Below are 20,604 nucleotides of genomic sequence, written 5' to 3'. Positions count from 1 at the left end.
CCGATCTTCTCGTACGGGTCCTCCAGCTCGATCTCCTTGGCGATGGACACACCATCGTTGGTGATCGTGGGAGCACCCCACTTCTTCTCCAGGACGACGTTGCGGCCCTTGGGACCCAACGTCACCTTTACCGCGTCGGCGAGGCTGTTCAGGCCCCGCTCAAGGCCGCGACGGGCCTCTTCGTCGTACGCAATTGTCTTGGCCATTGCGAAGTGATTCCTCCGGATTGGGGATGACACCCAATGGCCACGTAGTGGGCCATCAGGTTACTTACGCTGGCCGGGCGCAGTGCCCGCGACGGACGACCAGACTGGTCTCACCGTCCCGACCTAGCACTCGCCCATCGCGAGTGCCAACGTCATTCTTAGCACTCGCCCATGTCGAGTGCAAGAAGCATGGGCACCCGGTCAGCATGCCTCGCGATTGATTCTGCGGTGAGGGTGGACTTGTGCGAGTGCGCCCCGCCCTCAGCGCAGAGTCAACATCGTGTGCGCGGATCTTGCGTAAGTCGGCATCCGGCAGGCCTGCGGCAGACTGAGGTCATGTCCCTAGCACTGCCCTATCCTCCGCCCCGCTACACCGGCGACGAAGGCGAAGTCAGCGCCCGGCTCAAACGTGCGGACGAGCCGCCCGATTACGAGTTGGGCGGCACCAAGTACCACTATCTGGCCACCCAAACGTCCACTGACGGCGATTTCGGGCTCTACCGCGTCGACATCGCTCCGGCCGGCGGCGGGCCCGGACCACACTTCCACAAGACGATGTCCGAGTCGTTCTTCGTGCTGTCGGGAACAATGCGCATGTACGACGGCCGGGACTGGGTCGACGCGGGCGCGGGCGACTATCTCTACGTCCCGCCGGGTGGGGTGCACGGCTTCCGCAACGAATCCGATCAGCGGGCGTCGATCCTGATGCTGTTCGCTCCTGGCGGACCCCGACAGGCCTACTTCGAAGGCCTGGTCACGTTGGGCGAGATGACCGACGAGGAACGCCGAGAGTTCTTCGTCCGCCACGACAACTACTGGGTGCAATAGCACGCCCCCCGGCAGTCGGCTCCTGCGAGCCTCCGCCGCGCCTCCAGCACGGGCTGGCGTGAGTATCTTTTGGCCATGACCTCAAACGCCACGCCGGAGCGTCGGCCTCCCCAGGCGGGCGGTCAGCCTTGCGATCGGTAGCAGAACACCAGCGCGTCGTCGCCGAGATGATTCGGCCCCGCGCGGCGGTCACCGTCTCACTGCTCGACGCGCTCGGCCTGTCCCTGGCCGACGACGTGGTCGCGCGGCTGTCGCTGCCGGTTTTCGACAACTCCGCGATGGACGGGTACGCGGTGCGCGCCCAGGACACCTCCGGTGCCACGCCAGAGCACCCGGTGGTGCTGCCGGTCGCCGAGGACATCCCCGCCGGACGCACCGACGAGCTCACGCTGCGGCCCCACACCGCGCACCGGATCATGACCGGGGCACCGGTGCCGGCGGGAGCGACGGCCATCGTGCCGGTCGAAGACACCGACGGCGGTGTGCAGGCGGTGTCGATCGGGCAGCAGGCCACGCCGGGCAAGCACATCCGCCGCGCCGGCGAAGACGTCGCGGCAGGCACTACGGTGCTGCGCAACGGCCAGGTTGTGACGGCCGCCGCGCTCGGCCTGGCCGCGGCGCTGGGGCTGGCCGAACTCCCGGTGACCCCCCGGCAGCGGGTGCTGGTGATCTCCACCGGCTCGGAACTGGTGTCACCGGGCGACCCGCTGCGGCCCGGGCAGATCTACGAGTCCAACGCCGTCATGCTCGCCGCGGCCGTCCGCGATGCCGGCGCGGCCCTGGTCGCCACCGCAACCGTAGGTGACGACGTTGCGCAGTTCACCGGGGTCCTGGACCGATATGCCGCCGAGGCTGACCTGATCATCACCAGTGGCGGGGTCAGCGCCGGCGCCTACGAGGTGGTCAAGGACGCCTTCGGGCGCGGCGGGGATCAGGGCGTCGAGTTTGTCAAGGTGGCCATGCAGCCGGGCATGCCGCAGGGGGTGGGGCGGGTGGCCGGCACTCCGATAGTCACCCTGCCCGGCAACCCGGTGAGCGCGCTGGTGTCCTTCGAGGTGTTCATCCGTCCGCCGCTGCGGGCCGCCATGGGCCTGCCCGATCCGGAGCGGCCACACCGCACCGCGGTGCTGACCGAGCCGCTGACCTCGCCGCGCGGCAAACGCCAGTTCCGGCGCGCGATCCTCGACACCGGCGCCGGCGAGGTCACCAGTTACGGACCTCCGGCGTCACACCACTTGCGCTGGCTGGCGTCGGCGAACGGCCTGTTGGACATTCCGGAGGACGTCGTGCACGTGGCAGCCGGAACCGAGCTACAGGTCTGGGATCTGGGCTGATGGCGGCGACCCGCTTCGCCCGGCTTCGCCGCGCTCGCGATCACCGCTGGGCTGACGGCGGCGACCCGCTTCGCCCGGCTTCGCCGCGCTCGCGATCACCGCTGGGCTGACGGCGGCGACCGGTGAAACTCATCCGCCGCATCGAAGGCCGTGGTGCAGCGAATGGCGATCCCGGCGATCGAAATCATTACCGGAATAGTGACCAGCGCGGCCGCCAGCCCGACCCGTCCGGCGAGCTGGCCGATCAGCGGCGGCCCGAGCAGATAACCGATCCAGCCCGTCGCCGCCACGATCGCGATCGCGGATCCCGCGCCGCTTGCGGAGTAGGCGGCGCTGAACGCGGTCGGGATCAGCAGCGCCACCCCGGCGCCCAGCGTGGCGAAGCCGATCACGCTGACGACGGGGTTGGCGGTCGCCAACGTCACGCACATCCCGACCACGGCCACCGACGCCAGCGCCGGAAGCAACCGCCGGCTGGAAACGCGTGAATGCAGCCGTATCGCGCCCAGGCGGGTGACGACCATCGTCAAGGTGTAGGCCGCATAGCTCAAAGCGGACACGCCCGGACCCGCACCTACCACGCTGTGCAGGTAGTTGGCCGACCAGTCGGTGGCGGCGCCCTCGCACAGGAAGGACGCAAACGACACGGCCGCCAGGGTCGCCACGGTCACCGTCAGCCAGGCGCGCTTGGGCCGGCCCTCGTCCCGGGAAGTGGCGGTCGCCTGGTCGGGAACCAGACCACGGGTGAGGGGCTCGACGACGAGCACCACGACCACCCCGACGACGGCCAGCTGCGGGGCGAGGCCGATGCCCGCGGTCACGCAGGCCGCCCCGATCATGGCGCCCAGCAGCGCACCAACGCTCCACATGCCATGGAAGCGGGCCATGATCGGGGCCCGCGCGAGCCGCTCGACCGTGGCGGCTTGCGTGTTCATCGCCACGTCGAGCCCACCGTGGAACGTCCCCCACAGCGCGAGTGCCAGAAACAGCCACGGTCCGGAAGGGGCCAGTCCGACCGTGACGCCGGTCGCCGCATACCCCGCGAGCATCACAGGGACCAACCTGTGGCTGCCCCAGCGCGGCAGCGCCCAGTGGCTGAACACCGTCGCCGCGACCGACCCGAGTGGCGCACCGAACAACGCCGTACCCAGCGCGGCGTCGGAGAGCCCCAACTCGGCCTTGACCTGCGGGATGTGGGCCGCCCACGACGAAAAAATGACAGCGTGGGCCATGAACGCTGCGGTGACACCCATCTTCGCGCGGCGCAATTGTGTCGAAATCGGTCAGACCCCTCACCCGAGCTTGGTTATTCAAATCGTTCCCCAGATCGACAGTGACACACCCGGTCGCTGCCGCTCCGTAAGATGACCGCGTGGCAAGACGCCCCCGCACCGCCCAGGAGCCGGGTTTCGACCCGCGGCATGCGCTGGAGTTGGTGCGCTCGTATATCCCGCCGGTGCACCCCGCCGGCCGACCGTTTATCGCCGCGGGCCTGGCCCTGGCCGCCGCCGGGCGTCGCCAGCGCTGGCTGCGCCGCACCGGCCTGTTGGCGGCGGGCGCCTGCGCCGGGTTCTTCCGGCACCCCCCGCGAGTTCCGCCCACCCGGCCCGGCGCCGTGGTCGCACCCGCCGACGGCGTCGTCTGCGTCATCGATTCCGCCGCGCCGCCCGCCGAACTAAGCATGGGCGACGAGCCGTTGCCGCGGGTGAGCATTTTCTTGTCGATACTGGACGCGCACGTGCAGCGGGCGCCGGTGGGCGGAGAGGTGGTGGCGCTACAGCACCGGCCGGGCCGGTTCGGATCGGCGGATCTGCCCTCGGCGAGCGCCGACAACGAGCGCACCAGCGTGCGGATTCGCACGGCCACCGGCGCCGAGGTCGTGGTCGTTCAGATCGCCGGACTCATAGCGCGGCGCATCGTGTGCGACGCACACGTCGGGGACAGGCTGTCGATCGGTGACACCTACGGCCTGATTCGGTTCGGCTCCCGGTTGGACACCTACCTGCCCCGGGGGACGGAACCGATCGTGACGCTCGGCCAGCGCGCGATCGCCGGCGAGACCGTCCTGGCAGAGCTGTCATGATCGACAAGCCCAGGGGCAGGCGAACCGTGAGCCTGCAGTTGCTGCCCAGCGCCATGACGGTGCTGTCGATGTGCGCGGGCATGACGTCAATCAAGTTCGCGCTCGAACACCAACCGATTCCCGCGATGGCCCTGATCGCCGCGGCGGCCATCCTGGACGCACTGGACGGCCGGGTGGCCCGCATCCTGGGTGCCCAGTCGCGGCTCGGCGCCGAGATCGACTCCCTGGCCGACGCGGTGAACTTCGGGGTGATCCCGGCGCTGGTGGTCTACGTGACGCTGCTGTCGAAGTGGCCTGTCGGCTGGATGGTGGTGTTGCTCTATGCGGTGTGTGTGGTGCTGCGGCTGGCCAGGTACAACGCGCTGCAGGACGACGGGACGCAGCCCGCCTACACCGCTGAGTTCTTCGTCGGTATGCCCGCGCCGGCGGGCGCGGTTTCCATGATCGGTTTGATCGGTCTCAAACTGCAGTTTGGTGACGGCTGGTGGAGTTCGGTGTGGTTTCTCGTCATCTGGATCACCGGTACGTCGATCCTCATGGTCAGCGCGATCCCGATGAAGAAGATGCACACCGTGGCGATCCCGCCGAACTGGGCAGCCCCCCTGCTGGCCGTACTGGTGATCGTCGCGGGGGCGGCGGTGCTGGCTCCCTACATTTTGATTTGGGTGATCATCATCTCCTATGTGTGCCACATTCCGTTCGCGGTGCGCAGCAAGCGGTGGTTGGCCAAACATCCGGAGGTGTGGGACGACCAACCTAAACAACGTCGCGCCGTACGCCGCGCGGGCCGTCGGGCACAGCCCAACCGGCGGTCGATGACGCGGCTGGGGCTGCGCAAGCCGGGCAGGCGGCTGTGACGGGACCCGGCCAGCTCACGCTGACCGCCCGGCTGAACACCTCGGCCGTCGACTCCCGCCGCGGCGTCGTCCGACTGCACCCGAACGCCGTTGCCGCCCTTGGCATTCGGGAGTGGGACGCGGTATCGCTGACCGGTTCGCGAACCACCGCGGCGGTCGCGGGCATGACCGACCAGGACATCCCGGTCGGCACCGTGCTGCTCGATGACGTGACCCTGTCCAACGCTGGGCTGCGTGAGGGTACCGCGGTGATCGTCAGCGCGGTGACCGTCTACGGCGCGCGGTCGGTGACGCTGAGTGGCTCTTCGATGGCCACTCAGTCGCTGTCGCCGGTCACCCTGCGCCATGCCCTGCTCGGCAAGGTGATGACGGTAGGCGATGCGGTGTCGCTACTGCCCCGCGACCTGGGGCCCGGCACCTCGACTTCCGCGGCCAGCCGCGCGCTGGCGTCCGCGGTCGGGATCAGCTGGACGTCGGAGCTGCTGACGGTGACCGGCGTCGATCCCGACGGTCCGGTCAGCGTGCAGCCGAACTCGCTGGTCAGCTGGGGCGCCGGCGTGCCGGGCGCGTCTTCATTCTCCCCGGTCGCCATCGCGGCACCACAGGTCCAGATTGAGGAGCTCAAAGGCGTACAGGCGCAGGCCGGCAAGCTCACCGAGTGGCTCAAGCTGGCGCTGGACGAGCCGCACCTGCTGAAATCGCTGGGCGCGGGCACCAACCTGGGCGTGCTGGTCTCGGGTCCGGCCGGCGTCGGCAAGGTGACGCTGGTGCGCGCCGTGTGCGCCGGTCGCAGACTGGTGGCGCTGGACGGCCCCGAGGTGGGTGCGCTGGCCGCCGACGACCGGCTCAAAACCGTGGCCTCGGCGGTGCAGGCGGTTCGCGGTGATGGCCGGGAAGGCGGCGGGGTGCTGCTGATCACCGACGTCGACGCGCTGTTGCCGACCACCGCCGAGCCCGTCGCGTCCCTGATCCTGGCCGAGCTGCGGGGCGCAGTGGCCACCGACGGCGTCGCCCTGATCGCCACCTCCGCACGACCCGACCAGCTGGACGCCCGGTTGCGCGCCCCCGAGCTGTGCGACCGAGAGCTGAGCCTGCCATTGCCCGACGCCGCCACCCGCAAGGCGCTATTGGAGGCGCTGCTCAAGCCGGTTCCCACAAGCGAGCTGAATCTCGACGAAATCGCCAGCCGTACACCGGGTTTCGTCGTCGCCGACCTGGCCGCGCTGATCCGGGAGGCTGCCCTGCGGGCGGCGTCGCGGGCCAGCGCCGATGGCCAACCGCCGAGCCTGACCCAGGACGACCTGCTCGGCGCGCTGACCGTCATCCGGCCGCTGTCGCGGTCGGCCAGCGCGGAGGTCGCGGTCGGCAGCGTCACCCTCGACGATGTCGGCGACATGGCCGAAGCGAAACAGGCGCTGACCGAAGCCGTGCTGTGGCCGTTGCAACACCCGGACACATTCGCCCGGCTGGGTGTCGAGCCTCCGCACGGCGTCCTGCTGTACGGGCCGCCCGGCTGCGGCAAGACCTTCCTGGTCCGCGCGCTGGCCAGCACCGGGCAGCTGAGCGTGCACGCCGTCAAGGGCTCCGAGCTGATGGACAAGTGGGTGGGCAGCTCGGAAAAGGCTGTGCGCGAACTGTTCCGGCGGGCCCGCGACTCCGCTCCCTCGCTGGTGTTCCTGGACGAGCTGGACGCGCTGGCGCCGCGTCGCGGCCAGAGTTTCGACTCCGGGGTGACCGACCGCGTCGTCGCCGCGCTGCTGACCGAACTCGACGGCGTGGACCCGCTGCGCGACGTCGTGGTGCTGGGCGCCACCAACCGCCCGGAGCTGATCGACCCGGCGTTGCTGCGCCCGGGCCGACTGGAGCGGCTGGTGTTCGTCGAGCCGCCCGACGCGGCCGCGCGCGGCGAAATCCTGCGCACGGCGGGCAAATCCGTTCCGCTGAACGCCGACGTCGACCTCGACGCCGTGGCCGCGAGCCTGGACGGCTACAGCGCCGCCGACTGCGTGGCCCTGCTGCGCGAAGCCGCCCTGACCGCGATGCGGCGTTCCATCGACGCCGCCGACGTGACCGCCGCCGACCTCGAGGCCGCCCGCAAGGCCGTCCGCCCCTCGCTGGATCTAGTGCAGGTGGATGCGCTACGCGCGTTCGCGCAAGCCCTGTAGCGGACTCGCCCACCCGCTCGACCAGGGGTGCGCGGCGGTGCGGCACCTACTCCGACAGCTGAAACTCGACCATCGCGGCAACCGACTCGACGGCCTCGCTGAGCGCGCCCAGCCGATCCGCGACCGACGGCGCGGCCAGCACGGCGTAGCAGTCGGCAGTGCCGATCGGCACGCGAGAAGCCAACGCGTACAACCGCTTACCGGCATCACCGGTATCGCTGTCACCGTGGCCCAGCACCACGTCACGGTCCGGCAAGCCGACACCGCGGGCCGCCGCGATCCGCTCGAACAAGGCCATCACCCGGTCTTCGAGCTCGACAAGCTGAGCGCGGCTCACGACCTCCCCCGGCTCGTCCGGCCAGGGCTCGACCCGTGCCCGCGGGTAGGGATCGTCGGGCAGCCACTCGCACACCCGGATCCGCTCGCCGGTGCGGCAGCGCAGCTGATAGCGACCGGCGCCGTGCTCGATGTACTCGTTGATGGTGGTCAATGTGCCTATGTCACAACGCGAATCACCGCCACCCACCTCGCGTCCGCGCGCGATCAGCACCACTCCGAACGGCTCACCGTTCTCGACGCAGTGCCGCACCAGTGCGCTGTAGCGGGGCTCGAAGATCCGCAACGGCAGATCCTGGCCGGGCAGCAGCGCCGCCTCGAGCGGAAACATCGCCAGCTCCATCATCGCTAGATCTCCAGCTCGGCGACCAGCGCGTCGACGACCGCGCGCAGATCGCCGTCATGTTCCTCGGCCACTCGGCGCTGTCGTTGATACGAGGCGCCGTTGCGGCAGATGTCGAACACCGAGACCAGCTCGTCCAGACAGTTCAGCGATTTCGCCACGGGCTCCAGCCGGTCCACCACGTCGACCAAGTCCTCGGTCACCAGGCGCTCGTTGCTGTCGGCGTCCAGAATGATCACCGCGTCCAGTCCGTACCGCGCGGCGCGCCATTTGTTCTCCTGGACGTGCCAGGGCGGCATGATCGGCAGCGATTCGTCGGCATCCAGCCGGCGGTCCAGGTCGACGACCAGGCAATGCGTCAGCGCAACCAGCGCGCCCAGCTCGCGAAGGTTGGACAACCCGTCGCACACCCGCACCTCAAGAGTGCCAAGGTGCGGTGAAGGCCTTATGTCCCAACGGATTTCGTCCATGTGATCGATGATGCCGGTCTTCTTCTGGTCGTGGACGAAGCCCTCGAACTCGCGCCACGTCTGGAATTGGAAGGGCAGGCCGGCGGTGGGGAGTTGCTGAAACATCATCGCCCGATTGCTCGCGTATCCCGTATCCTCGCCGCCCCACCAGGGCGAGGACGCCGACAGCGCCAGCAGATGCGGGTAGTAGTTGAGCAGCGACGACATGATCGGCATCACCTTGTTCGCCGACGAGATGCCGATGTGGACGTGCACCCCCCAGATCAGCATCTGGCGACCCCACCACTGAGTGCGCTTGATCAGCTCGGCGTAGCGGGGCGCGTCGGTCAGCTTCTGGGTTGACCACTGCGCGAAGGGATGCGTGCCGGCGCAGAACAACTCCATGCCGCGCTCCCGTACGATCCGGCGGGCGGGACCCAGGGTGGCGCGCAGGTCGTCGATCGCCTCCCCCGCGCATTCGCAGATGCCGCTGACGACTTCGACCGTGTTGCGCAGCAATTCCTTGTGCACGCGCGGGTTTTCGCCGATCTCGGCGATGACCGCGGTGGCTTCGTTGCTCAGGTCGCGAGTCTGCGCGTCGACGAGCGCGAACTCCCACTCCACCCCGACCGTGGGCCGCGGCGAGCGCGCGAAATCGATGCGCGCATCACCTCTTTTGGGAGCCCTGCTTGCCGGCGAGCTAGCCGGAACCGATGACACCGCACGCCACCCGCTTGCCGGCGTCACCGGTGGTCATCGTCATCTGGTCGGGGCCCGGCGCCCCGCCGTTGGTCTGGTTGTAGCGCTCCGGCGGGATGTTGGCGAAGTTGTCCGCGCCGGCGTGAATGATGATCGCGGTCTTCTCACCGGTCGTCAGGTCGTCCAGGGTGAAGGCGTCGGTGGTGGTCACCAGCAGCGCGCTGCCGTCGCGGCGCACCTGCAGCGAGGTCAGGTCGCCACTGGCCGGCTCGGCGGAGTGCCCCGCCACTTGCAGATGCCCGCCGGCGGAGTTGAAGTCGCCGGCCGGACCCCCGGTCGGCGCGACCGAGTTGGGCTCGCACTTGCCGACCTTGTGGATGTGCACTCCGTGGAAGCCGGGCGCGAGCTGCCCGGTCCCCGTCGACGCGATCGTGATGGTGACATAGCCGTTGCTCGAGCCGTTACTGAACTCGAACTTGGCCGTCGCCACCTCGGTACCGTCGGGGGCCTTGAGGTGGGCTGTCACGCTCTGGGAGGCCGCGGGCGCCTCGTGTCCCGAGGTCGGCGCTTGTGCCGACGGCGACGAGGCTCCCGTCCAGACGGCCGGCGTCGTCCCCGGCGTGGTCGACGCGTGTTGCGGCGACGAGCACGCGCTCACCAGCGCCACGCCGGCGGCCAAAAACGACACGGACGGCTTGCACAGAGCAGACAGCTTAGGCATAGCGAGAGCCTAACCTGAGAACCCGGGAGGCTGGGCTAACCGGTCACCAAAACGATGACGCCGGGCGGCTGGTCGGCAAGCGCGGGGATGCGCCGCTCGACCGGTGCGCCGAGCTTCTGGCCCACCGCATCCGCGGTGGCCTTCTCGCCCTCGGCGTCGCTGTAGTAGACCGTCGTGACGGTGACATCCGAGGGCGGCGGAGTGAGGTTGTCGGGTTCGCCCACGTTGAATCCGGCGGCTTTGAGTTGGTCTACCGCGCGGCGGGCCACGCCCTCTTTCCCAGAGATGTTGTAGACCCGCACCTCGGCTTGGGTCGCCGCAGGCTTGCCGCTGGTCGACGGCGAAGCCGCGCTGCTGGTCGCCGCACTCGACACCGGCGAGGAGTCGTCGTCGGAGTTTCCCGACGAGCCAACGGCCTGCCAGCCGAGCAACAGGAAGATGACACCGAGGAACAAGAGCACCATCACCATGGCTCGCAGGGGCAGCCCCGAAGAGTCGGGAACGCGCTCGTTCATCGAGCCCACTGTAGCCGGAGGGCGGTCAGGTCACCTCGAAGCCGAGGCGACGCGCAGCGCGCGCCTTTTGCCGGCTGGCGCGCAACCGGCGCAGCCGTTTCACCAGCATCGGGTCGGCGGCCAGTGCCTCGGGCCGGTCCACCAGCGCGTTGAGCACCTGGTAATACCGCGTCGCCGACATCGAGAAGAGCTCCTTGATCGCGTCTTCCTTCACCCCGGCAAACTTCCACCACTGACGCTCGAATGCCAAGATGTCGTGTTCGCGGCGCGTGAGTCCGTCGGCGATATCACACTCGTCCCCCGATCGAACTGCCCGCGCCATGGCGCTGTCCATATCGCTTTCCCTGGACCCTTCCGGCGGATTCTCAAACTGCTCGAATGACTTGACCTACGTGCGCTGCATTGGCTTTATTGGCTTCATTGGGGCATGTTTCGCGCGAATATTGAAACACGTCGCGAACCCTCAAGCTGTAATCCAGACCCGCGAGTCGGCCGACTTGCTTGGATTGCTGGTCGACGGTGTGCGGTACCTTAGCCGTCCATGGCAGTCGTTCCGATCCGCATCGTGGGAGACCCGGTGTTGCACGCTCCGACGACGCCGGTGCCGGTCGGCGAAGACGGTTCGCTGCCGGCCGACCTCGCCGACCTGATCGCCACGATGTACGACACCATGGACGCCGCACACGGCGTCGGACTGGCCGCCAACCAGATCGGCCGCGGACTGCGGTTGTTCGTCTACGACTGTTCGGAGGACCGTGGGCTGACTGACCGCCGCCGCGGCGTGGTGATCAACCCGGTGCTGGAGACCTCCGAAATACCCGAGACCATGCCGGATCCGGGCGACGACGACGAAGGTTGCTTGTCCGTTCCGGGCGAGTCGTTCCCCACCGGGCGCGCGAAGTGGGCGCGGGTCACCGGTCTCGACGCCGACGGCGGCCCCGTCGATATCGAGGGCACCGGACTATTCGCCCGCATGCTCCAGCACGAGACCGGGCACCTGGATGGCTTCCTCTACCTGGACCGGTTGATCGGGCGGCACGCGCGCGCCGCGAAACGGTCAGTCAAGGCACACGGTTGGGGCGTGCCCGGGCTGTCCTGGCTGCCGGGCGAGGGACCCGACCCGTTCGGCCACTGATGGTTTCGTGGCCGGACGCCGGCACCCGGGTGACGATCCGCTACCGTCGGCCCGCCGGGTCGGTCCCTCCGCTGACCGACGCCGTCGGCCAGCTGCTCTCGACCGAACCGTCGGTGCGGGTGCGAACCAAGTCGGGCGCCATCGCCGAATTCGCACCCGCCGACGTGGTTGCCCTGCGGGTGCTGACCGACGCACCGGTACGCACCGCGCAGATCCGCGCGTTGGAGCATGCGGCCGCAGCGGCCTGGCCCGGAGTCGAACAGACCTGGCTGGACGGCTGGCTGCTGCGCGCCGGGCACGGTGTCACGCTGTCCGCGAATTCAGCTGTGCCACTGAGTATTTCGGCACAACCCAGCGCCATCCCCGCGATCGTCGACTGGTATGCGCGCCGCGGGCTGATCCCCCGGCTCGCCTTCCCCGAACGGCTGATGCGGGCGCCCGGCGGCCTGCCGACGGAACGCATCGTACGGGTGTTGGTGCGCGACGTGTCCGCCGGCGACGAAGTGGCGCCACCCGCTCGCGGGAGTCAGGCTGGCGTGACGCTCGGCGCGGTCACCTTGTCTGCGCAGCCCGGCGAGGCCTGGCTGGATCGCGGGCTAAGCGTCGACGTGCTCACCGCCGTCGTCGACGGCGAGGTGGTGTTCGGAACGCATGCCGGTGGGGCCGTCGCGCGCGCCGCGGTGACCGGCGCGCCGGACGGCACGCGATGGGTCGGCCTGTCGGGACTGCGACTCGGGGGCGACCAATCCGCAGTCGACCGATTGGGTAAGGCGATGTTGGCCTGGGGCGCCGAGCGCGGGGCCACCCGCGCCTACATTCGCGCACGGGACAGCGCGTTGGCGGAATCGCTGGGATTCCGGTTGCACCATCGCGTCATCCACGTCCGGGTCGACACAGGAGGAACCGATGACTGACGGCACTTTGCGGTTGGCCACCTGGAACGTCAATTCGATTCGCACCCGGCTGAACCGGGTGGTCGACTGGCTCGCCCGTGCCGACGTCGACGTGTTGGCCATGCAGGAAACCAAGTGCTCTGACAGCCAGTTCCCCACCCTGCCGTTCTTCGAACTCGGCTACGAGGTGGCCCATGTCGGCTTCAATCAGTGGAACGGCGTGGCGATCGCCTCGCGCGTCGGCCTCGACGACGTGCAGATCGGATTCGACGGGCAGCCCACCTGGAGCAGTAAGCCGGAGGTGGCGGCCACCGCCGAGGCCCGCGCCCTGGGCGCCACCTGCGGCGGCGTGCGGGTGTGGAGCCTGTATGTGCCCAACGGCCGCACCCTCGAGGATCCGCACTACACCTACAAGCTGAATTGGCTTGCTGCGCTTCGTGATACGGCCCACGGCTGGCTGCGCGCGGATCCTGCGGCCCAGATCGCGCTGGTCGGCGACTGGAACATCGCCCCGACCGATGACGACGTCTGGAGCACCGAATTCTATGCCGGTTCCACGCACGTCTCCGAGCCGGAACGCAAGGCGTTCAACGCCATTGTCGAGGCCCAATTCGCCGACGTGGTAAGGCCTTTCACCCCCGGGCCCGGTGTCTACACATACTGGGACTACACGCAGCTGCGGTTCCCGAAACGGCAGGGCATGCGCATCGACTTCATCCTTGCGTCACCGGCGCTGGCGCACCGGGTGGCCGACGCTGCGATTGTGCGCGAGGAGCGAAAGGGCAAGGCACCCAGCGACCACGCGCCGGTGCTGATCGATCTGCGCAACGAGTAATGGAACGCTTAACGCGGCGGGCGTTGGATGGAAAGATGCCGTTAACAATTCCGTAGATGCTGTTTACTATGCGGTGCGCGGGTGTATACAGGCTTTATCAGCGAATTCTAGGTACAGCGCCATTAATTCTCAGGGAGTCATCATGGGTGTCGTCGGCGGGACGGTTCGCAGCGTCGGTCGAACGGTGAATCGCGCCGCGGCAGCAACCACTGCCGCCGCGGGTGCCATCGGTGGCGCAGCGGTGAACGGGGTTGTCGGCGGCGTCAAGGGAACCGCCGAAGGCATCCAGCACGGAATCAGCAGCGGCAGCAAGTCGACGCCGGCGGCAGCGCTGGCGTTGGGCGCGCTCGGCGTCGCCGGCATCGTGGAGTGGCCGGTGCTGTTGGCCGTCGGCGGTGGTGCGCTGTTGCTGAAGAGGATGACCAGCAAGCCAGAGCAGCCCGCTCGGCCGGCGAAGGCGAAGCTCACGACGGTCCCCACCAAGTCGGAGCCGCAGAAAGCACCGGCGCAGAAAGCGGCCACCAAGGCCTCGGCGAAGAAGACGGCCGGTCGCCGCGCCGGGACCACCGCTCTGCGCAGCACCAACTGACACCGCAGCCCCTGATCCCTTTTGAGCATCACATCGGTCATCCGACGGTCTTTGCCGCCGCGAGCGATCTCTGCGGTTCTGCACGCCGCCGCCTCCCCGCCCCCCGTGCTCGGCCGGCGCTGTTGGCGCGGCGAAAATCGTGCCTGGATCGAGGTGCGCGGCCTGGGCGGCGCGGACGCTGAACTCGGGCCCGCGGTGCTCGATGCCGTGCGGGCGCACCCCGGCGTCACATCGGCCAGCCTGAACTACCCCTTGTCGCGCGTCGTCGTCGGCATCGACGCCGACGCCGGTCCGGACACCTCGTTGCGTGAGCTATGCCGCCTGGTCGGTGCGGCCGAGAAAGCCGAAAAGACCAATGGCACAACGCAATCCGGCGATAGGGCGGGCAGCCTGCCGGGCGACGGCCTGGTGCTGGCGACCACAGCGGCGGCCGTGGCCGTCAACGCGGCCGGGCTGGGTATCGCGCTCACCGGTCGCGCGCTGCGGCTGCCGCGCGCTCCGATCGCAGTCCTGGCGGGCGTTTCGCTGGTGGACTACCAGCCCTGGCTGCGCCGAGCGCTCGAGCAGACCATCGGCGGGCCCACCACCGACACCGTGATGACGTTGGCCGTGGCGGCCGCGGAGACCGTCACCCAGGCACCGGCCGCACTGCTGGTGGGGCTGTCGATGCAGTCCCTGAAAGCCGCCGAGTGCCGCGCCGAGGCCCGGGTCTGGCAACAGCACGAACCGGAGCTGGCACTGCACGCCGGCCAGCCGCCCACCGAGTCGGCCCTGGGTCCGAAGCGACCGCTGCCTGCTCGTCCCGTGGAGCGCTACGCCGGCAAGTTCGGGCTCCTGCAAGCGCTCAGCGCCGGCCTGATCACCGGCGTCACCCGCAACGTCAACCTGGCCGCGACCGCGGTGCTGGTCACCGCCCCGAAGGCCAGCCGGACCACACCGGAGGCCTTCGCCGCGGCGCTGGGCCGCGGACTGGCCGATCAGCACGCGGTTTTGCCGCTGCGGCCCGACGCGCTGCGCAGACTGGACCTGGTCGACGCGATCGTCATCGACCCACGGGTGTTGTGCACAGATGACCTGCGAGTGGCCGAGATTCGCGGTGCCGACCCGAACGAGGTACCCGCGGCCTGGAACCGCGCCCAGCTGATGCTCGAAAAGCAGGGCCTGCGCCCGGGCTGGCATCCGGTGCGTGGAATAGCGGCGAGCCGGGCCGGATCCAAGGTCGAGGCGCTCTTCCTACCGACCCACGACCCGCTGGCTTCGGCCGTCGTCGCCGAGGCACATCGCACCGGTGCCGAACTGATCTCCGTCGACGACGGCACGCTGGACGAACTGCGCCCCGCCTTCGACGACGCCAAATTGGTGCGGGCCGAGCCCCTCGATGACGCGCTCGCCCGCGCCGTGACCGCCTTACGCGCGTCGGGCCATACCGTGGCCGTGCTGTCATCGTCTGGTGCGCAAGCGATTTCGTCGGCTCACCTGGGGCTGGGATTAATGCCGCGGCACCACGGCGGTCCGCCCCTATGGGATGCCGATCTTCTGCTGCCCGACCTGGCGGCCGCCTGGCGGGTGCTGCGCGCGCTGCCCGCGGCCAGGACCGCGAGCCAGCGCGGGGCCGGAATATCAGCTGGCGCAACGGCTATGGGATCGCTGTTCATGATCCCCGGGGTCCGCGGGTTGGGGCCCGGACCGGTCAACATCGGCGCGGCGGCCGGCCTGCTCTCCGGTTTCCTGCTGGCCCGCGGGATCATGGGAACGGCCGCGCCGCGCCCGGTCGCCCCCCACGAATGGCACGCGATGTCGGTCGAGCAGGTCCGTAATGCCCTGAAAGTCCTAAAAGCGTTGCCGCCTAACGGATTAGAAGCTGACCTGCGCCAACCCGCGGCCGAGCCGGCCGGGAACGCGGTCCTGCAGTTGGCCAAAGCGGTCCGCGCCGAGTTGACCGACCCGCTGACGCCCGTGCTGGCGCTGGGCTCAGCGGCCAGTGCGGTGCTGGGTTCGCCGGTCGACGCGGTGTTGGTGGGCTCGGTGCTGACCGCCAACGCGATACTGGCCGCAAGCCAGCGGCTGCGCGCCGAGAACCGACTGAATCGGCTACTGGCTCAGCAGATTCCGCCGGCCAGGACGGTGATCACCGGTCCGGATGGTGTTCGGACGTACGCCCGTGTCATCGCGGCCAAGTTGCGGCCCGGCGACGTCATCGAGGTACGGACCCACGAGGTGGTGCCGGCCGACGCCCGGATCGTCGAGGAGGTCGACGTCGAGGTCGACGAGTCGTCGCTCACCGGCGAATCGCTGTCGGTGGAGAAGCAGGTCGAGGCCACCCCCGGCGCCGCCATGGCCGAGCGCCGCTGCATGCTGTTCGCGGGCACCACCGTCGTGGCGGGCACCGCAACCGCCCTGGTGACCGCCGTGGGAGCCGACACCCAGGCGCGCCGCGCTGCCGAGTTGGTGTCGGGTGACCTGTCGTCCGACATCGGCCTGCAGCACCAGCTCAGCCATCTCACCAATCAGGCGTTCCCGGTGAGCGTGTGCGGCGGGGTGCTGGTGGGTGCCCTCGGGGTGATGCGGCGCACGCTCCTGCGCGACGCGGTCGCCAGCGGCATCGCCATCGCCGTGGCCGCGGTCCCCGAGGGCATGCCGCTGGTCGCGACCCTCGCGCAAGCCGCGTCGGCGCGCCGACTGACGAAGTTCGGGGCGCTGGTCCGCGTTCCGCGTTCGGTGGAAGCGCTGGGCCGTATCGACGTGGTCTGTTTCGACAAAACCGGAACGCTCAGCGAGAACCGCCTGCGCGTGTCGCACGTTCACCCCGCGCCCGGCTTCTCGGATGAGGAGGTGCTGCGCTGCGCGGCGCACGCCGCCCCGGTGATCGCCGACGGGCCACAGGTGCACGCCACGGACGTCGCGATCGTCGAGGCCGCCGGCCAACGCTGGGGGACAAACGGCACCTCCGCCACCGTCCACCCCGATGCTCACCTGCCGTTCCGCTCCGGCCGGTCGTTCTCGGCGTCGGTCACGGGCACCGAGCTGACCGTCAAAGGCGCGCCCGAAGTCGTGCTGGCCGCGTCCGGGGACGTCGGGTCGATGGCAGGGACGGTCGCCGAGCTGGCCGCCGGCGGGTTGCGGGTGATTGCGGTGGCACAGCGCCGGCTGAGCCCGCAGCAGGCGCGGGCGATCCGGGAAAACCCCGACGACATCACCGGCTACTGCACCGACGGGTTGACCCTGGCCGGGTTCCTCGGACTCTCCGACACCCCGCGGGCCGCCGCCAAGGACCTGCTCGCGAGACTGCGCGAGCAACAAATCGGGGTGAAGCTGATCACCGGTGATCATCCGATCACAGCAAAGGCCATTTCCGCGGAGCTCGGCCTGCCGGTCTCCGCCGAGCAGACGATCACCGGCGCCGAATGGGATTCCCTGTCACGCAAGGACCAAGAGCGCGTCGTGACCGAACGGGTGATCTTCGCTCGGATGACGCCGGAAAACAAAGTGCAGGTTGTGCAGACACTCGAGCGCGCGGGTGTGCTGAGCGCGATGGTCGGTGACGGCGCCAACGACGCCGCCGCCATCCGCGCCGCCACCGTCGGAATCGGCGTGGTCGCGCACGGCAGCGACCCCGCGCACACGGTCGCCGACGTGGTGTTGCTGGACGGCCGGATCGAGTCGCTGCTGAACGCCCTCGAGGAGGGGCGCCAGCTCTGGCAGCGGGTGCAGGCCGCGGTGTCGGTGCTGCTGGGCGGGAACGCCGGCGAGGTGATCTTCGCGGTCATTGGCAGCGCGATCACCGGCAATTCACCGCTCAACACCCGGCAGCTCCTGCTGGTGAACACCCTCACCGACGCGCTGCCGGCCGCGGCGCTCGCGGTCAGCAAACCCAGCGGCCCCGTGGACCCACGCCTGCGCGGTCCGGACCAACCCGAGCTGTGGCGCGCGGTCGCCATCCGCGGCGCCACCACCGCCGCCGCCGCGACGGGGGCGTGGGCGATGGGTGGGGTCACCGGGTTGCCGCGGCGCGCATCCACGGTGGCGCTAGTCGCGCTGGTGGGCGCCGAATTGGGCCAGACGCTGCTGGACTCCCGTGCCCCGCTGGTGGTGCTGACCACGGTGGGTTCACTGGGCGCCCTGGCGACGCTGATCAGCATTCCGGTGGTAAGTCAGCTGCTCGGGTGCACTCCGCTTGGCCCGCTCGGCTGGGCCCAAGGCCTGGGAGCCGCCACCGCGGCGACCGTCGCAGTGGGGGTTCTGACCCGCGTCTTGGAACCTAGCGAGCGACCAGACCCGAGACCTCGCGAGCTGGAGACCGCTTCGAGGCCCGAGAAGACGCCCGAGACGGCCGAGGACGTTCCCGATCCGGCTCCCGAACCTCCACGACGCCCACGCGCCACAAAAACGCATAAAGTTCCAGTAACGGGACACTCAGCAATGAGACGACCGGCGAGACTAGCGGATTGGCCGGACGGTCGGAGGTCGACATAAGTCGAAGGTGACCGTCCGATCCGGCCCGGCGGCAAACCCTTGATGACTGAAAGGCAAATGATGGCAGAAAAGAAGGCGCGGCGGGTGGCAACCCAGGCGGAGGCTGTGGAGAAGGTCCGCGAGGGTGAAACGTTCGTGGTGAACGTGCCGGTGCTGGGCCAGGTGGAGATACCGCGGCCCGATCAACTGGCCTATTACGGCGGCCTGGCGGCGCTGGCGGCGCTGGAACTAATCGATTGGCCGGTCGCGGTGGTCATCGCGGCCGGGCACCTGCTGGCGGCCAATCACCACAACCGGCTGCTCGAGGAGCTCGGCGAGGCGATGGAAGAGGTCTGAAACGCAAACGGATTACGCGTCGGGCGAGACTCGCTCGTGGACCGTCAGTAGCAAATGGTCGAACTGGCTCTGAATGGTTGCCGACACCGGCGCCATGCTGGCCACGTCGAGGATCAGTTGCTTCGCCAGCGCCCGTAACTTGACGTTTGTTTCCTGCGATCGCCACTGCAGGACCCCGAAGGCCTGTTCGGCGCTGACGCGGTAAACCGCCATCAGCACGCCCTTGGCCTGCTCGATGGCGGCCCGGTTCTCGAACAGATCGGGCAGCGCCTCGTCGAGGACCTCCTGGCGGGTCTCGGATCGGGTCTCGTTGAAGGTGTCGGTGAGGTCGATGTAGTAGCCGGCGGTGCCCAACACCGCGCCAGTGTCATCCAGGATGCGGTCGGCCACGACGATCGCGTCGTGCACGACGCCGTTGGTGTCGACGAAGCGGTGCCGGCTCGAGAATGACTCACCCGAGTGCAACGCATGCTCGAGCAGATCCTGAACGTGCGCTCGGTCGTCCGGATGCTTATGCGACAACAGCAGTTTCGTGGTGGGTGCGACGGATCCGGGTTCGTAGCCGTGCATCCGCGCGACTTCGTCGGACCATTCCCAGCGTTCCTCGCTGAACCAGAACCGGAAGGCGCCGACGTTCAAATACCCGGCCGCGTCGGCCTCGCCCGCACGGCTGCGGGGCTGGTCATTTTCCACGATTGAAGCTGCACCCGCTCGCATGGGCTGTTGCACGCTTGCATCATCCCACTCGTCTCTGTCACGGACCACTATGCAGCTGCTGGGAAACTGTCGGGAGCATTCCGTTGCTGCGGGTTGCCCGGCTTGGGGGTAACGTCACGGGCGGGCGATCGACCCAAACCAATAGACGCGGGAGCGCGCGCCGAGTGCGCTGAGAGGACGGCTGGGGCCGTCGACCGTAGGAACCTGACCGGGTAATGCCGGCGTAGGGAGATGCAAAATGACTGAGACCTTGTCGGAAACCACGGCACCGGCTGTCACCACCGGCCCCATCGCGGGCAGCCGCAAGGCCTACCGGGTGATGGCGGGCGTCCCCGGGGTCCGCGTCCCGTTCCGGCGGGTGCACCTGTCCACCGGGGACCACTTCGACCTCTACGACACCTCCGGGCCCTACACGGACCCCGACGCGATGATCGACCTCTCGGCCGGGCTGCCGCCGCGCCCCGGGGTGGTGCGCGACCGCGGCACCCAGCTGCAGCGCGCCCGCGCCGGCGAGATCACCCCGGAGATGGCGTTCATCGCCGTCCGCGAAGGCATGCCCGCCGAGCTGGTCCGCGACGAGGTCGCCCGCGGCCGCGCGGTGATCCCAGCGAACCACAACCATCCCGAGAGCGAGCCGATGATCATCGGCAAGGCGTTCATGGTCAAGGTCAACGCGAACATCGGCAACTCGGCGGTCACATCCTCCATCGCCGAGGAGGTCGACAAGATGGTGTGGGCCACCCGCTGGGGCGCCGACACCATCATGGACCTGTCCACTGGCAAGAACATCCACGAAACCCGCGAATGGATCCTGCGTAATTCACCCGTGCCGGTCGGCACGGTGCCGATCTACCAGGCGCTGGAGAAGGTCAACGGCGATCCCGCGAAACTGTCGTGGGAGATCTACCGCGACACCGTGATCGAGCAGTGCGAGCAGGGTGTCGACTACATGACGGTGCACGCCGGGGTGCTGCTGCGGTACGTGCCGCTGACCGCCAAGCGGGTCACCGGCATCGTCTCCCGCGGCGGCGCGATCATGGCCGGGTGGTGCCTCGCGCACCACAAGGAGAGCTTCCTCTACACCAACTTC

At 69.0% G+C, this 20,604-nt stretch carries 20 protein-coding genes, 1 pseudogene and 1 riboswitch; of the genes and pseudogenes, 12 read left to right on the top strand and 9 right to left on the bottom strand.

What is annotated here, in order from left to right; genetic code table 11:
- Positions 1 to 206, bottom strand: a 206-nt coding sequence (locus JO236_RS08215) for a TCP-1/cpn60 chaperonin family protein (RefSeq protein ID WP_293327120.1), incomplete at its 3' end; no start/stop codon positions are given.
- A 336-nt stretch (positions 207 to 542) separates the two neighbouring features.
- Between JO236_RS08215 and JO236_RS08210 the strand changes: the two genes are divergently transcribed.
- The gene (locus JO236_RS08210; RefSeq protein ID WP_293327117.1) at positions 543 to 1,034 is read left to right on the top strand and encodes a cupin domain-containing protein; all 492 of its coding nucleotides are present in this window, start codon (positions 543 to 545) and stop codon (positions 1,032 to 1,034) included.
- Between the two features lie 128 nt (positions 1,035 to 1,162).
- Positions 1,163 to 2,368, top strand: coding sequence for a gephyrin-like molybdotransferase Glp (glp, locus tag JO236_RS08205; RefSeq protein WP_293327115.1), 1,206 nt, complete (start codon positions 1,163 to 1,165; stop codon positions 2,366 to 2,368).
- A 95-nt stretch (positions 2,369 to 2,463) separates the two neighbouring features.
- Here glp and JO236_RS08200 read toward each other — a convergent pair whose 3' ends face one another.
- The gene (locus tag JO236_RS08200) at positions 2,464 to 3,621 is read right to left on the bottom strand and encodes an MFS transporter (protein ID WP_293327113.1); all 1,158 of its coding nucleotides are present in this window, start codon (positions 3,619 to 3,621) and stop codon (positions 2,464 to 2,466) included.
- A gap of 119 nt (positions 3,622 to 3,740) precedes the next feature.
- On the opposite strand from JO236_RS08200, the gene JO236_RS08195 reads away from it, so the two are divergent.
- The 3 genes from JO236_RS08195 to JO236_RS08185 are packed head-to-tail and all read left to right on the top strand — an operon-like array spanning position 3,741 to position 7,473.
- Positions 3,741 to 4,451, top strand: coding sequence for a phosphatidylserine decarboxylase (locus JO236_RS08195; RefSeq protein ID WP_293327110.1), 711 nt, complete (start codon positions 3,741 to 3,743; stop codon positions 4,449 to 4,451).
- The gene (pssA, locus tag JO236_RS08190) at positions 4,448 to 5,308 is read left to right on the top strand and encodes a CDP-diacylglycerol--serine O-phosphatidyltransferase (protein WP_293327108.1); all 861 of its coding nucleotides are present in this window, start codon (positions 4,448 to 4,450) and stop codon (positions 5,306 to 5,308) included. The genes JO236_RS08195 and pssA overlap by 4 nt, the downstream gene beginning before the upstream one ends.
- Entirely contained in the window at positions 5,305 to 7,473 is a 2,169-nt protein-coding gene (locus tag JO236_RS08185; protein WP_293327105.1) for an AAA family ATPase, read from the top strand. The genes pssA and JO236_RS08185 overlap by 4 nt, the downstream gene beginning before the upstream one ends.
- A 46-nt stretch (positions 7,474 to 7,519) precedes the next feature.
- Here JO236_RS08185 and JO236_RS08180 read toward each other — a convergent pair whose 3' ends face one another.
- From JO236_RS08180 to JO236_RS08160, 5 genes are read right to left on the bottom strand one after another with little or no spacing between them, the layout of a single operon-like run.
- Entirely contained in the window at positions 7,520 to 8,152 is a 633-nt protein-coding gene (locus tag JO236_RS08180) for an LON peptidase substrate-binding domain-containing protein (RefSeq protein WP_293327130.1), read from the bottom strand.
- 5 nt (positions 8,153 to 8,157) lie between these two features.
- Positions 8,158 to 9,321 carry a glutamate--cysteine ligase gene (locus JO236_RS08175; protein ID WP_293327127.1) on the bottom strand — a complete coding sequence of 388 codons (1,164 nt, stop codon included), beginning with the start codon at positions 9,319 to 9,321 and terminating at the stop codon, positions 8,158 to 8,160.
- The gene (sodC, locus tag JO236_RS08170; protein ID WP_293327103.1) at positions 9,302 to 10,021 is read right to left on the bottom strand and encodes a superoxide dismutase[Cu-Zn]; all 720 of its coding nucleotides are present in this window, start codon (positions 10,019 to 10,021) and stop codon (positions 9,302 to 9,304) included. The genes JO236_RS08175 and sodC overlap by 20 nt, the downstream gene beginning before the upstream one ends.
- 35 nt (positions 10,022 to 10,056) lie before the next feature.
- Positions 10,057 to 10,536: a LytR C-terminal domain-containing protein gene (locus JO236_RS08165; RefSeq protein WP_293327100.1), complete on the bottom strand. Its 480-nt coding sequence runs from the start codon at positions 10,534 to 10,536 to the stop codon at positions 10,057 to 10,059.
- Between the two features lie 25 nt (positions 10,537 to 10,561).
- Positions 10,562 to 10,870, bottom strand: coding sequence for a DUF3263 domain-containing protein (locus JO236_RS08160; RefSeq protein ID WP_293327098.1), 309 nt, complete (start codon positions 10,868 to 10,870; stop codon positions 10,562 to 10,564).
- Positions 10,871 to 11,077: 207 nt separating this feature from the next.
- On the opposite strand from JO236_RS08160, the gene JO236_RS08155 reads away from it, so the two are divergent.
- The 5 genes and pseudogenes from JO236_RS08155 to JO236_RS08135 all read left to right on the top strand — a co-directional run.
- Positions 11,078 to 11,671, top strand: coding sequence for a peptide deformylase (locus JO236_RS08155; RefSeq protein WP_293327095.1), 594 nt, complete (start codon positions 11,078 to 11,080; stop codon positions 11,669 to 11,671).
- Positions 11,671 to 12,585, top strand: a complete 915-nt coding sequence (locus JO236_RS08150) for a GNAT family N-acetyltransferase (RefSeq protein WP_293327092.1) — start codon at positions 11,671 to 11,673, stop codon at positions 12,583 to 12,585. The genes JO236_RS08155 and JO236_RS08150 overlap by 1 nt, the downstream gene beginning before the upstream one ends.
- Before the next feature lie 7 nt (positions 12,586 to 12,592).
- Positions 12,593 to 13,399 carry an exodeoxyribonuclease III gene (locus JO236_RS08145; RefSeq protein WP_293327125.1) on the top strand — a complete coding sequence of 269 codons (807 nt, stop codon included), beginning with the start codon at positions 12,593 to 12,595 and terminating at the stop codon, positions 13,397 to 13,399.
- Between the two features lie 142 nt (positions 13,400 to 13,541).
- A complete protein-coding gene (locus JO236_RS08140) occupies positions 13,542 to 13,988 on the top strand; it encodes a hypothetical protein (RefSeq protein WP_293327090.1) in 447 nt (148 codons plus the stop codon).
- A 597-nt stretch (positions 13,989 to 14,585) separates the two neighbouring features.
- Positions 14,586 to 18,212, top strand: a pseudogene (locus JO236_RS08135) (HAD-IC family P-type ATPase); the annotation flags it as partial.
- A 34-nt stretch (positions 18,213 to 18,246) separates the two neighbouring features.
- Here JO236_RS08135 and JO236_RS22495 read toward each other — a convergent pair.
- A complete protein-coding gene (locus JO236_RS22495) occupies positions 18,247 to 18,459 on the bottom strand; it encodes an Rv1535 domain-containing protein (protein ID WP_416362190.1) in 213 nt (70 codons plus the stop codon).
- Positions 18,460 to 18,521: 62 nt separating this feature from the next.
- Here JO236_RS22495 and JO236_RS08125 point away from each other — a divergent pair, with 62 nt between their 5' ends.
- A complete protein-coding gene (locus JO236_RS08125) occupies positions 18,522 to 18,797 on the top strand; it encodes a hypothetical protein (RefSeq protein WP_293327088.1) in 276 nt (91 codons plus the stop codon).
- Positions 18,798 to 18,809: 12 nt separating this feature from the next.
- Here JO236_RS08125 and JO236_RS08120 read toward each other — a convergent pair whose 3' ends face one another.
- Positions 18,810 to 19,514: a PAS and ANTAR domain-containing protein gene (locus tag JO236_RS08120; protein ID WP_416362189.1), complete on the bottom strand. Its 705-nt coding sequence runs from the start codon at positions 19,512 to 19,514 to the stop codon at positions 18,810 to 18,812.
- Between the two features lie 137 nt (positions 19,515 to 19,651).
- Positions 19,652 to 19,761: riboswitch (TPP riboswitch) on the top strand.
- Here JO236_RS08120 and JO236_RS08115 point away from each other — a divergent pair.
- Positions 19,753 to 20,604, top strand: an 852-nt coding sequence (locus JO236_RS08115) for a phosphomethylpyrimidine synthase ThiC (protein ID WP_416362188.1), incomplete at its 3' end; no start/stop codon positions are given. (Overlaps the previous riboswitch by 9 nt.)

The organism is Mycobacterium sp. (genome assembly GCF_019247635.1).
In the GTDB taxonomy this organism is placed as follows: Bacteria; Actinomycetota; Actinomycetes; order Mycobacteriales; family Mycobacteriaceae; genus Mycobacterium.
Note: the sequence above shows the minus strand (reverse complement) of the source record. Positions and strands in the feature narration are given on the sequence as shown.